Genomic DNA, 12745 nt, shown 5'->3' on the forward strand with positions numbered 1-12745 from the left:
TGCTCATTGCTGCCGCCCGCGCGCCACCGGCTTACTGGTCTTGCCCGCCCGCGTTCCAGCGAACGGGCAGCTGCGCAGCGAGAGTGGAGGAGCCATGCGGTACCGCCCGATCGATCGAGATCCAGATGATCAGCGCCTGGGGCGTTTCCTCCCCGACGATTGGCGCCACGTCGAGCAATACCCGTTGACCGCTGCAAGCCAACCCGCAGAAGTACCGGTGGTGATCGGTGTCAACTGGTACACCGAATTCGACCGCCCCCAAGCGGGCCAGGACGGTGTTCCGTTCGTGGCCCGGGAGGGGGCGAAGTCGCTGACCAGGATTCGGGGCGGGCACGCCGTGTGCCTGGAACCCGGCGGGGAACCCGACCGCGAGGAGTGGTGGAAGTTCTACGACCAGGGCAGCGAGGGCGCCTGCGTCGGATTCGCCTGGACCCGGTGCATGACGATCCTCAACGAGGAGATGTACACGGCCTGGTGGTTGTGGGATCGGGGCAAGGAACGCGATCAGTGGCCCGAGACCAAACCGGGCGATTCCAACGGGACGTCCTGCCGCGCCGCGGCCGAGGTCTTGGCCTCGACAGGGCACGTCGACTGGGCGAACTCCTACGCCAACGACGACTACACCGAGCGCACCCACTACGCCGCCGACGCGGCCGCCGGCATCAAGGTGTTCCGCTGGGCAGTATCGGTTGATGACGTACATGCCGTGCTCGGCAACACTCGCGCGGACGAGCTGGGTGCCGTGCCGATCCTGAACTCCTGGGGCACCGACTACCCGCACCGGGTGTGGATGCCAGACGAGGTCCTGGATCGGCTCATGCGGGAAGACGGCGAAATCGCCGTACCGACCGACCGCTAGCCGGGCCCAGCCCTTGCGAGCGATGAGCCTCGTCCGGAACCTGCCGGATCCTCTTTGGTCCATGCAGAACCGTCTTTTCGCGGTGCAGTGTCTGCGATCTGGGGAGGAGAGATGGAGTCACATCTCGGCGATGTGCCGTACTGGGAGGTCGAGTTCGACGCTGCGGGCGTGCTCCGCCAGGGTGGAAACCTGCCCGAGACGACAGCGGGGCTGCGCGAGCTATTCGTCTTCAGCCACGGCTGGAACAGCTCCTTCGACGGGGCACGTGACCTGAACGCGGCGATGTTCGGGCTCATCGCGGGGATGCTCTCGGCCGAGCAGCGGGCGAATACGGCGTTCGTCGGCGTGCTGTGGCCCGCACTGCTGTTCCCCGAGGATGCCCCGGGAGATACCGGTCCGCCGGTCCCGCGATCATCGGCGACGCAGGACCTAGGAGCTCTGGCGTCCCCACAACGCACCGGGGAAACGTCCACCGGTGCCGACCTCGCGAAGGCGCTCGCGCCTGCCTTCCCGGCCCAGGAGGAGCGGCTGGACGAGATCGGCCAGCTGCTCGACCGGCAGCCGCAGGACCGGGACCGGCTCTTGGAGTTCCTCCGCCTCACGAGAGGACTCGTGACCACTTCCAGCAACGCCCCGGAGGACGCGGGCGAAGCAGCGGTGCTCAGCGCACCACCGGGACGAGTGTTCGACGCGATGGCGGCCCTCGCACCCGTCGACGGTGGAAGCGAGCGGGCGCTCAGCCCGTTCGGGCGGATGTGGCGGGGAGCGCGAGAGACGTTGCGGGTCCTCAGCTACTACGAGATGAAGGAACGCGCCGGGGTGGTCGGCCGCGACGGCCTCGGCCCCCTGCTCGGGCAGATGGCGCACACCATCCCCGGTGTGCGCGTGCATCTCCTCGGCCACAGCTTCGGCGCCCGGCTCGTTTCGTTCGCCCTCAGCGGGCTCCCGCCTGAGCTGCGTGGCGCGAACAGCCCGGTCAAGTCCCTGTACCTGCTGCAGGGCGCTTTCAGCCACTTCGCGTTCGCACCGCGAGCTCCGGTGCGGGACGGCGCGGGTGTGCTGGCCGATTGCGTCGACCGGGTCGACGGCCCGCTCGTGTGCACGTTCAGCGAGGCCGACCGCGCAGTCGCCTGGTTGTATCCCAACGCCAGCAGGCTGGCCTGGCATGACGCCGAGTTGGTGGACCGGATCAACTACCGCTGGGGAGCGATGGGCTACGACGGCTACCAGCAGAGCGGGGCCCAGACCCTCAAGATGGGCCAGCAGGGCACGGACTACGGGTTCCAGCCGGACGTGTTCTACCGCCTCGACGCCAACGACGTCATCAACCGGAACCTGTCCCGGTTCGCCCAGGCCCACTCCGACATCCGGCATCCAGAGGTGGCGTGGGCCGCGGTGTCGGCTGCTCGATCGCTGCGCAGGTGAGAGCCGTGAACTCCCCACGAACCGCTTCGCGCCGAGACTCCGATTGGCGATGGCCTTGGGGGTACAGGGCACTCGCCCGCATAGACGAGCTGAGGGCATTCGTGGACTGGGCGGAGAACTGCTCCGCGCCGAGCGGGCTGTGCACCGAGAAGTTGGCGGCCAATGCCCGCGACCACCTCGAGTGCGCTCACAGCGATGTCCTCGGCACTCAGTGGCCGCGGCGGGCGCACGGGGTGGACAGCGCGCTCGCCCACATCCACGCGGCCCACGTCCTCGCGCTCCAGATGGTTTCGCTCGAAGATCTCCACGGCATGCTGGCCGACCTCCTCATGCTGCTCGAGGCGAGCCTGCTGCCCGAGGACAGGCGCCGTTTGGCCGTCGAGCAGATCTTCAAGAGCTCCGAGGGCGGCAGACTCGTCCAGGCTCAACGACAGACCGTGATCGACGCCGTGCGTGAGGCGTACCGGGCTCAAGAGCGCGAGGTCGTCCGCGAGCGCAGTTTCTCCCAACTGGTGTGGTGTTGGGCCATCGGCCTGCTGGGCATAGCTGTCACGATCGCGATTTTCAGCGCCCTCATTCCGACACTGCTGCCGATCTGCTTCGGGCCCACCCCCAACGTGCCGTCAGCACAGGTTCTCGAACCACCTCGCGGACTGATAGTCGTGTGTCCGCTCGACCAACACCCGTTCACCGGAAATATGAACGTGAGCGCGGCGTTGGCCGCGTCGAGTGGCGACTACGCAGTCGTCGAAACCGCCGGGTTCGTTGCGGCGGCGGTGACCGCTGCCGCAACGCTACACCAGCTCAGAGGTAACCCGACCGCATCCAACGTGCCGCTCGCGCTCGCGTGCCTCAAGCTCCCGGCCGGTGCCTTGACAGCCGTGCTCGGGCTCCTTCTCATGCGCGGCGATTTCGTACCCGGTTTGACGTCCCTCGATTCATCGGCGCAGATCATCGGCTGGGCCGTCATCTTCGGAGCTGCACAACACCTGTTCACCAAGGTCGTCGACGCCCGAGGCCAAGAAGTCATGGAGGCGGCACCAAGTCCGCAACCCGCGTCGGCGCCCCGAGGGGCACCGGCGCAACGAGAATCTCTCCACAGCCGAGCGTGACGCCAACGCCTCGGGTACCTCGCCCGACGCTCGGAGCACGGTGGAACCCGGAGCTGGCTGCGCCTCCGGCCCCGGCGCCGTCAGATCCAGCCGGCGAGTAAGAAGATCGCCCACGACAGCACCGACGCGACCAGGATCACGCTCATCCGTTCTAAAAGTTTCGCTGGATCTCTAGGCGCGCATACAAACGATCTGGACTCGTCGACTCCCATTGCGTTCCGCTTCTGCCCAAGGGATTCCGCAACAGCCCCCCCCTCGGACGCCTTCCGGCGTCGACCCCAGTTTTCGACGTCACCCAGCTCGTCCAATATAGACACGGTTGAACGCGTACTCCCGCGCCGGGATACGAGGTGAGGGGCACCCTTGAGCGGCACAGTCGCCCAAGGGTGCCCCTCACCTGTTTCGACATCACCAATATCGGCCAATATCGACACCGATTGAACGCGTTCTCCCGCGTCTCCCGCGCGTAGGGGGTGAATTCTCGATCGGCTCGTTGCGTAGCGCCGGGTGACGGTTCCGGGAACCGGCCGCCCTTCCTCACCGGGAAAGCGAGCTGCTGACCGCGCCCAGGATTAGCACCGAACGGTCCACCTCGGTGCGGGTGCCGTTCTCGATGACGTAGCTCGTCACCTTCACCCGCCAACCGGAAGCGACGTTGACCTCACCGGTCCGCCACTGGTCGGTGTCGACCAGGTCCGCCGGTCCGGTCGCGCGGCGCACCGACACGTGCGCGAACTGCAGCAGAGCCTGCTGCTGCCGCGTCTACGAACCTTGATCGGCCTATTGATCATCATGCGCTCGCAGCCCACCCACCATCCCGGCCGCCTTGGGGAGGTGGCAATTTCGTGCGAAATGGGCCATGAAACAGTGGCCCTCTCTGCGAGATCCGCCACAGCTTAGCCGGAACATTCTAAACCTTCAGACACAACGGTGGCCCCGGTGAAACGACCGGGGCCACCATGTCATGCGGCGACGCCTACAAAATCGGAAAGCTCCCGCAGGTCAGTCTTAATAGATCTTCTCTCTCGCTGAAGAATTCCGCGCAACATGCTGTGCACACGACTGGTAAAGATCAATTGTTCGGGAGCGACTTCTTTTGCTTCCTTGAGCAGGTCCAGCGCTTCGCGGTATTTCCTGCGGAGGTAGAAAGACCATGCCACGGTAATCAAATGCGACGTGCGTCGTTCCGCTAGTTCAGGTGGCAGGCGGCCCATTGGGACCGAATCCGACAGATCGATCGCGCGAGAAGGGTCGCCCATTTCCAGGGCGAGCCATACTCGATGAATCGCGACGTTCGTAGGTCCAAATGCTAGCCAGAAATCGTTGCGATCCTGCCCGATGCGTTCTGCGGTACGTTCAATCTCACGAAGGTAATCCCGTGCCGCTGAATGGTCGTTCATGGTCGCCGCTCCAACCGCACCCTTTAGCAACAAAGAACCGTACATGCTGAGGTGCTCAGGACTAGCATTTTTGTCGTTTCTGCGGAGTGCGTCCGCTGCCGCAATGGGCACATCAGTGGATTCGGCTAGACGTCCAGCGTGGCGCAGAACAACGGCTAATCTCCATGCCCCCCCCGCGATCAACAGTGGATCTCCGGTTTGTTCCGCTGCTGCCATAGATCGTTCTGCGGCAACCCACGGCAAGCGTGTTTCGCCGAGACGATCCAGCATTCCGCTCGTTACGCGATAGACGAGAGCTTCCAAAGTCTTCGCCTCGCGCTTACTTGCGTCGCTGTCGGCTTGGCGGACCGCGTGATAGCTGTCCGTGATCATCTCGGGCACCAGAGGTGCCATGCGTGACCACTGCTCAGTCTGAGAACAGACAAAAGCGAACGAGATGGACCTTCTGAGCTCGTCTGTGTTTACCGGACCACGATCGGGAACCCCAATAAGTGACGCGATTCCGTCATACCTGAGCATTGCGGTTTCAATCGCTGGCACCACTTCGGGCGCGGTGCCCAACGTTGCGCCATTAGCACCCAGACGCGGCGTAGAATGGAATGGTCCCGGCAGTAGTTTCGTTGGCTCTAATTTTAGCGCTTCCGCGACTCGCAGAATCGTTGATAGCTTGTCCAGGTCGCGAGCACCACGCTCGATCTGCGACAACCATTCTTCGGAACGCCCAAGCAAACCGGACAGAACCGCCTGGCTGTAGCCGCGTCGCCGCCGGAAGTAGGCGATGCGTTCGCCGACTGTCGCTTCATCGTCCAACCGCATACCTATCAGGGTACGGTGCGTCCGATCGGGTTCCCCAAACAAAACGTTGGGGTTCATCGAGCTTTCGCCCCCTAACTTCGAGGCCAGGGCGGTCCCCGTCGTTGGAAGCCCCCCGACATCGGCGGGGACTGCTCCACCAACACCAAGCGGTGCGGAAGGAAAACGGGCGTGGAAGCGAGAAGTTCAGCGGGCAGTACGCAACTGTTTGCGGACCAAGCGGAACCGTCCGGTGCCGTCCGGGATGTATGGACTGATCATCTTGGGACCGTCCACGAGCGAAAGCCTGGCACGAAACAAACGAGATGTGGGCTCGTCATGGGCGTTGTCTCCAACCGGCTGCTCTCCGCCCGACCTTGCGAGGTATGCGTAAGCGATGCACTCGCCGAGTACACCCGTAACCACGACTGCCGAGCGAGCGGTTGCGGCCTCTTGTGCGCACCGGAGTTCGTCGGGGGCGTTCACCCGCAGTCAGGTTGATCTCAGACGCGGCTCGGTTCGTATGTGTGCTGCGCCCCGACACGCGGCGCACTCCTCCCCTGTTGGAACCGGGCCGTCGCGGCCGGTTGGCAAGTTGTTTGGGTCCTTCCGGGCTTGCCAACCGGCCGCTCCCGCCTCACCGGCAGACCCCCGGACGGTCGATTGACCTGATACGGCCTGTCCGGACGATCGATCACGTAAAGTGAGGGGAGGTGTTCAACCATCGTGCCGAGCCGAGGAGTAACCGAGTATGGCAACCGTCCGCGTGCACCCGATCCAGCTTGAGTACAGCGTTGCGAAAGACGACACACAGACATGCAACCTGTGCGGTGCCGAAGAGCGTTGGACGTCGAAGCAACAGCCTACGGTGTTCGGGGACGCATTGAAACGATCGCTGCACCTGGTGCACCTGGTGAAGGCACACCTGCCTGACGTCCAAAACACCTTCACGCCCGCTGAGCGGAAGAAGGAGAAGGACATCGATGCGGGGCAGACGACAGCCACTGTCGGGCAAGCCGAAGGATGAGTTCGAGCGGGACATCGATCACTGGTCGCAGGGTGACGACAAGGTAGAGGACCTGGTTAACACCGACAACGACGACTGATCAAGCCCGGACAGCAGCGAGGCCCCGCACCCACGGATAACCCACGGTGCGGGGCCTCGTCGCATCAACAGCCTTGCTCGCAACGACTACAGGCAGTATCGACGGTCCAGCAGCGTTTTTTGATCATGGGTATCATCGGCGGATCTCGCCAGGAGGGCCACTACTTCATAGCCGATTTCGCCCGAAATCGGCGGCAGCCTCAATATCCGATCAACGTTGCTTGATGCGGCACAAGCCGGCGGTCTGCCGACGCCGACATCAGGCTCCGAGAGCGTCGGAGATCTGCGATGTGGAACGGCGCGCTTCCCCGCACCGCCGGAGCCTGTTCTCATACGGCTGAGCAGAGCCGGAATGCGTCCAGCACAGCGGCGTGCACGTTGCGGCTGCTGACCGCGTCGCCGATGCGGAACAGCTGGAACCTGCCGTCCTCGTTGCGCAGCCGGTCCTGCGGTGTTCGGTCGAGGAGCTTCGTGTAGTCGATCTCGCCTTCGTTCGTCGAGTGCGGTTTGAGCTGCTCGTAGAGCTCGGCGTTGGGCAGCGTTCCGTGCTCGACGACGACGTGGTCGAAGCGACGGGTGAACGAGCGGCGGATCGGATCGCTGGTGAAGGTGGCCAGCAGCGCGTCTCCGTCGCGCTCCACGCCGACCAGCCGGTGCATCAGGCTGATGCGGACGTCGTGGTTGAGCATGGTGCGGAGGTACGGCGGTGCGTTGACGCTGCCGACGTCGACCGCGACCGTCCGTTCCGGGCTGGCCCACTCCACCTGCGCCGCGCTGCCGGCCAGCAACTCCACGACGTCCAAGCCGGGATGCCCGCCGTGGTCGTCGTAGACCAGCACCGAACCGGTCGGGAGCACGGCACCGGAGATGACGTCCCACGTGTCGTGCACCAGATCCGCCCCGAAGTCCAGGAAATCGGTGTTCGGCACTCCCCCGGTCGCGATGATCACCACATCGGTATCCGGCCCGCGGAGCTCATCGGCTTCGACGAGGTGGTTGAACTGGAACCGCACCCCCGCGCGGGTACATTCGGCCACCCGCCAGTCCACGATGCCGATCAGATCCCGCCGCCGCTGCACCCGGGACGCCAAGCGCAGTTGGCCACCGGGCCCGGGAGCAGCCTCGAACACCGTGACGTGGTGGCCGCGTTCGGCCAGCACCCGTGCGGCCTCCAGGCCAGCAGGCCCGGCACCGACCACCACCGTGTTCTTGGCTTGCGGCGCTGCGCTGATCCGGTGCGGGAGGCGGAGCTCCCGACCGGTTGACGGGTTGTGGATGCAGGAGGCGGGTTCTCCGATGTAAGCGGCGTCGATGCACAGGCTGGCCCCTACGCAAGGACGGATCCGTTCTTCTTGCCCGGCCTCGATCTTGGCGACCAGGTGCGGGTCGGCGATCAGGGCACGCGTCATGCCGACGAGGTCGAGCAGCCCGTCGTCGATGGCGTGCCGCGCGGTGGCCACGTCCGCGATCTTGGCCGCGTGCATGATCGGCACGTCGATCTTGCGCTTCACCCGGGCGGCGAGGTCCAAGTGCGGTGCCGAGGCCTCGCCCATTGGCGGAATCACGTCGGACAGACCGCTTTCGGTGGCGATGTGGCCGCGGATGACGCTGATGAAGTCGATCCCCGCGTCCACCACCACCTGAGCGATGGCCAGGCCCTCGTCCTCGTCGACACCACCGGGGAGCTGTTCGTCGACGGCCATGCGGATGCCGACGACGAACTCATCGCTGACCGCGGCGCGGATCGCGGCGATGACCTGGAGGGGGAAGCGCATCCGGTTGTCGAAGGAACCGCCGTAGTCGTCGGTGCGGTTGTTCAGCGCGGGAGACCAGAAGCTGTCGAGCAAATGCCCGTAGGCCTGGATCTCGATGCCGTCGAGGCCGCCCGCCTCGCAGCGCGCGGCGCCGGCCGCGTAGTCGGCTGCGATGCGTTCCAGGTCGGCGATCTCGGCCTGCTTGGTGAATGCGCGGTGCGCCGGTTCCCGGAGGTTGCCGACCGACACCGTGGGGAGCCACGACTCGGTGTAGTTGCTGGTGCGGTGGCCGAGGTGCGTGATCTGGCACATAACCGCCGCGCCCTCGGCATGCACCTCGTCGGACAACTGCCGCAGCCACGGCACGATCTCGTCGGAGTACAGGTGCAGGTTGCCGAACGACGGCGGACTGTCAACGCTCACCACCGAGCTGCCGCCGATCATGGTCAGGCCAACCCCACCGCGCGCCTTCTCCACGTGGTAGGCCCGGTACCGCTCGGTGGGCATGCCGTCCTCGCCGTAGCCGGGCTCGTGCGAGGTGCTCACCATCCTGTTGCGCAGGACGAGGTTCTTGATCCGGAACGGGGTCAGCAGCGGGTCGCGGGTGACTGACATCTTTTTCTCCTAGCTGGCTCGTACTTCGGACTGCGGCGGGACGGCAGCGGATTCGTGCAGCGCCTGCCCCTTGGTCTCCGGGGCCCAGGCCACGCACATCGCGGTTCCGATGACCGAGAGCCCAGCCCCGACGAGCATGGTCGGACCGAGCCCGATCGCTTCCAGCCCGACCGGGAGCAGGTAAGTGCCCGCAGCCGCACCGACGCGGCTGATCGCGCTGGCCACGCCGACCGCGGACGCCCTGATGTCGGTGGGGAACAGCTCTGTCGGATAGATCCACTGCAGGATGTTGCCGCCGCCCTGGGCGAGGGCGTTGACGACGAACAGCAGGATGGCCAGTGCGGCGGCCATACCGGGGAACGAACCCAGCGCAGCCATCGACGCGGACACGCCCACGAAGGTCCAGATGATGACGGGTCTGCGCCCGTAGGTCTCCACCCACCTGATGCACGGCACGCAGCCAGCCAGGGTGACCAGGCTGACCACCATTGACCACAGCAGCGCGGTGTCGCCCGCTTCGAACCCGTAGGCACCGAGGATCACCGGGTAGAAGGTCCAGATGGCGAACGCGGGCGCGACCTGGCAGAACCAGAACCCGCCGACGAACAAGGTGCGCCGCAGGTAACCTCCGGTGAACACATCGGACAGTCGAGAGTTCTTCGCCGGTTCGGTCTCCGCCAAGCGCGCGAGTTCCTGCTCCGTCGGGTAGCGGCCGAACGCCGTACGAATCGCTTCCGCCGCGTCCTGCGGGCGGTCGTGGCGCAGCAGCCAGCGAGGAGATTCCGGTGTTCCGATGCGGGCCAGCAGGATGATCAAGCCCGGCACCGCCGCACTGGCCAGGACCCAGTTCCACAGGTCCTCCCCACCGGCCGCAGCCACGAGGTAGCCCACCGCGTAGGACGCGGATGCACCCACGAACCACGCGGCGACCAGGGCCCCCATCGTGCGGCCCCGTCGGTGCACGGGCAGCCATTCGGCGAGCAACGACGTGGCGATCGGGTAGTCGGCCCCCACCGCCACCCCGGCGATGAAGCGCAGCAGGACGAGTTGCCACGCCTCAGTCACGAACAACGACAGCGCCGAAGCGGCGACGAGGGCGATCAAGTCGATGGTGTACATGACCTGCCGGCCGACCCGGTCGGTCACCCAACCGAACACGAAACCGCCGACCAGCACGCCGACCAGCGCCGCGGCACCGACCAAGCCCTCGGCGAGGGACGTCAGCCCCAGCTCGCGCGTCGCCCCGGTGATGGCCACGCCGATGACGCTGAGGATGTAGCCGTCGAGGAACGGCCCGCCAGCGGAGAGGAAGAAGAGCTTGCGGTGGAAGCGCCCGTAGGGCTGGTCATCAATGATGGAACTACTCACGACGAGCTCCTCATCGCGGGCCCTGCTCGGGCGCGGCGGACGCGCAGAGCACCGACTGCGGGGTCCGGAACCTCCGGGCCTCGCAGACTGCGTCCCGTGCGTTCGCACCGCCGGAGCGGGCGGTGTCGTTGTGGTCGAAGCGAGCTCGCGGTGCCTTGTGGGTGCCGGCGGCGTGGCCACCGAAGTATGCGAACGGTCCGAGTTGTCAACAATGCCCCGTGGGCATCTGTGGAGCACGGTTGTTCACCTGAACCAGAAATTCGCCTACTCTTCAACCGTGGTCGGCAGGCCCCGCAACCCCGTGGTCCTCACCGATACCGAACGGGCCGCACTGCTGAAGTGGACCCGCAGCCGCACCTGCTCGCAGGCCCTCGCGCTGCGGGCCCAGATCGTGCTGTGCTGCGAGCACGAGAGCACCAACACCGCGGTGGCCCAAAGCCTCGGCATCTCCCGGGACGTGGTCGGCAAGTGGCGGTCCCGCTTCCTCGACCAACGGCTGGACGGCCTGCACGAGCAACCCCGTCCAGGACGGCCACGCGCGGTCGATGACGACGCGGTCGCGACCGTTCTCGTCCGCACGCTCGCACCAGCCCCGGGTGCCAGACACGCCTGGTCGACGCGTTCGATGGCGGCCGAGACCGGTCTGAGCCAGACCACCGTGAACCGCATCTGGAGCGCCCACCGCATCCACCCGGCACCCGGTTCCTCGCCGCGGCGCGCCGGCCAGGTTTCGCTGCTACCGGCGGAGATCCACGACGTGGTCGGCCTGTTCCTCGACCCCCCGATGCGGGTGCTAGCCGTCTCGGCCACCCCGCACAGCACACCCCTACGCGATCAACGGCCCGCCGGACGCAGCGTGGACCGGCGGCGCGCCGAAACGCGCAACCTGTTCGCCGTGGCGAACGCCTTCGCCTCGCTCCGGGGCGTGACCACCGGAACGTCCGGGAGTCACGCTCCCCTGCGCGAATTCCTCGAGCACCTCGACCGCACAGTGGCTGCCAGCATGAACGTCCACCTGCTCGCCGGCGGCCTGGACGAGTCGGCGCTGCGAACGGTCGACGAGTGGCAGCACGGGCACCCGCGCTTCCGCTGCGACAACGCACCCGACCCGTCGTCCTGGATCGACGAGATCGACTTCCTCCTGGCGAACAACCCGCTGCCCGGCCACGAGAACCTGTTCGGTTTCGCCGCGTCGCTGACCAAGGTCCGCAACGACGTCCGGGCCTGGTGCAGCACCTGGACCCCGCGCACGAGCCCATACTCGTGGGCGAAGAGCCCTCGCGCCCTGTGGAGCGGCGCCGCCAACCGCGGCATTAATAACGACTCGAAATCTGTGAGCGAGACTGCGTCGGAGCAAACGGGACACGACCTGGAGCCCACCAGCGCGATACCGGACGATTCGGCCACGGCGTCCGGAACCACGGACCGGGTCGTGCATCTGGTGCGTGAAGCACTCGCCACGGGCCAGTACCACGCCGGAGAGCGCGTCAAGGAAGCGCCGCTGGCCGCCAGGCTGGGGGTTTCGCGGGGTCCGATCCGCGAAGCCCTGCGCGTCCTGGCCGAGGAAGGAATGCTCGAGCGGCTCCCAAACCGCGGAGCCGCAGTCCCCGACGTCAGCGCGACGAACATCCTCGACCTCTACGCGGTGCGCGCCTCGCTGGGAGCGCTGGTGATGCGCCGGGTCGCGGTGCTCGGCCACGCCCATCTTCAACCGGTCAACGCGGCCCTCGCCGAGGTCCGCGCCGCGGCGCGCAACAGCGACGACGTGCGCATCGGCGAAGCCGACCTGTGCTTCCAGGACGCGATCGCGCGGACCGCGAACTTGCCGCAAGCCTCCTCGTTCTTCGAACGCCTCACCATGCGCCTGCGGATGTTCATCTCCGTCCTGCGACTGGGCTATGCCGAAGCCGGTGACTTGATCGCCCGCGAAAACGCCACGATCTTCGACGCGCTCCGCAACGGCGACGGCAACGAAGCCGCGCGCCTCTGGCGCGTGAAAGTCGAACGCAGCGTCCGCTATATGGTCGCGCAGCTACCGCGGGACCACTTCGACCCGGACCTCTGGATCACCATCGCGGGCAAGCCGAACCCGCGCCCGGGCGACCCGCGAAACTTGCCGCGCTAGTCGACCGATCCGCACCCGCCGGAGTGTCCTTCTCCTGTCCCGTCAATCCAACTCGAAGAGTCCTGGTGGACTCGCGCTGCCGTCCGATCAGCAGCGATGATCGTTCGAGCCCACAGATCGCCGGAGGAGGTCCTGGCCGCGCCGGAGCTGCGAGACCTGCTCGACCTCGACCGGCCCAGTGGCCCGCTGA

Annotated in this window: 9 protein-coding genes; 5 read left to right on the forward strand and 4 right to left on the reverse strand. The window is 66.3% G+C overall.

Features of this window, described 5'->3' with window-relative positions; genetic code table 11:
* Positions 1 to 94 precede the first annotated feature (94 nt).
* The 3 genes from SSPN_RS0134715 (at position 95) to SSPN_RS0134725 (ending at position 3396) form a co-directional block, all read left to right on the forward strand.
* The gene (locus SSPN_RS0134715; protein ID WP_010314097.1) at positions 95 to 859 is read left to right on the forward strand and encodes a hypothetical protein; all 765 of its coding nucleotides are present in this window, start codon (positions 95 to 97) and stop codon (positions 857 to 859) included.
* A gap of 111 nt (positions 860 to 970) precedes the next feature.
* Complete coding sequence (locus tag SSPN_RS0134720; protein WP_010314099.1) at positions 971 to 2284, forward strand: hypothetical protein; 1314 nt, start codon at positions 971 to 973, stop codon at positions 2282 to 2284.
* 101 nt (positions 2285 to 2385) lie between these two features.
* Positions 2386 to 3396, forward strand: coding sequence for a hypothetical protein (locus tag SSPN_RS0134725; protein WP_010314101.1), 1011 nt, complete (start codon positions 2386 to 2388; stop codon positions 3394 to 3396).
* 537 nt (positions 3397 to 3933) lie between these two features.
* Here the strand turns inward: SSPN_RS0134725 and SSPN_RS0134730 are convergent.
* Both SSPN_RS0134730 and SSPN_RS52805 read right to left on the reverse strand, forming a co-directional pair.
* A complete protein-coding gene (locus SSPN_RS0134730; RefSeq protein ID WP_010314103.1) occupies positions 3934 to 4122 on the reverse strand; it encodes a hypothetical protein in 189 nt (62 codons plus the stop codon).
* 236 nt (positions 4123 to 4358) lie between these two features.
* Positions 4359 to 5606, reverse strand: coding sequence for a helix-turn-helix domain-containing protein (locus SSPN_RS52805; protein ID WP_010314105.1), 1248 nt, complete (start codon positions 5604 to 5606; stop codon positions 4359 to 4361).
* Between the two features lie 733 nt (positions 5607 to 6339).
* On the opposite strand from SSPN_RS52805, the gene SSPN_RS0134735 reads away from it, so the two are divergent.
* Positions 6340 to 6615, forward strand: coding sequence for a hypothetical protein (locus SSPN_RS0134735; protein ID WP_010314108.1), 276 nt, complete (start codon positions 6340 to 6342; stop codon positions 6613 to 6615).
* Between the two features lie 407 nt (positions 6616 to 7022).
* On the opposite strand, the gene SSPN_RS0134740 is transcribed toward SSPN_RS0134735, so the two are convergent.
* Together SSPN_RS0134740 and SSPN_RS0134745 are read right to left on the reverse strand one after the other, a co-directional pair.
* Entirely contained in the window at positions 7023 to 9062 is a 2040-nt protein-coding gene (locus tag SSPN_RS0134740; protein ID WP_010314109.1) for an NADH:flavin oxidoreductase, read from the reverse strand.
* A gap of 9 nt (positions 9063 to 9071) precedes the next feature.
* The gene (locus tag SSPN_RS0134745) at positions 9072 to 10430 is read right to left on the reverse strand and encodes an MFS transporter (RefSeq protein WP_010314111.1); all 1359 of its coding nucleotides are present in this window, start codon (positions 10428 to 10430) and stop codon (positions 9072 to 9074) included.
* A gap of 211 nt (positions 10431 to 10641) precedes the next feature.
* On the opposite strand from SSPN_RS0134745, the gene SSPN_RS0134750 reads away from it, so the two are divergent.
* Positions 10642 to 12555, forward strand: a complete 1914-nt coding sequence (locus SSPN_RS0134750) for a GntR family transcriptional regulator (RefSeq protein WP_202798975.1) — start codon at positions 10642 to 10644, stop codon at positions 12553 to 12555.
* The last annotated feature ends 190 nt before the right edge of the window (positions 12556 to 12745 follow it).

This window comes from Saccharopolyspora spinosa NRRL 18395, from assembly GCF_000194155.1.
GTDB lineage: Bacteria > Actinomycetota > Actinomycetes > Mycobacteriales > Pseudonocardiaceae > Saccharopolyspora > Saccharopolyspora spinosa.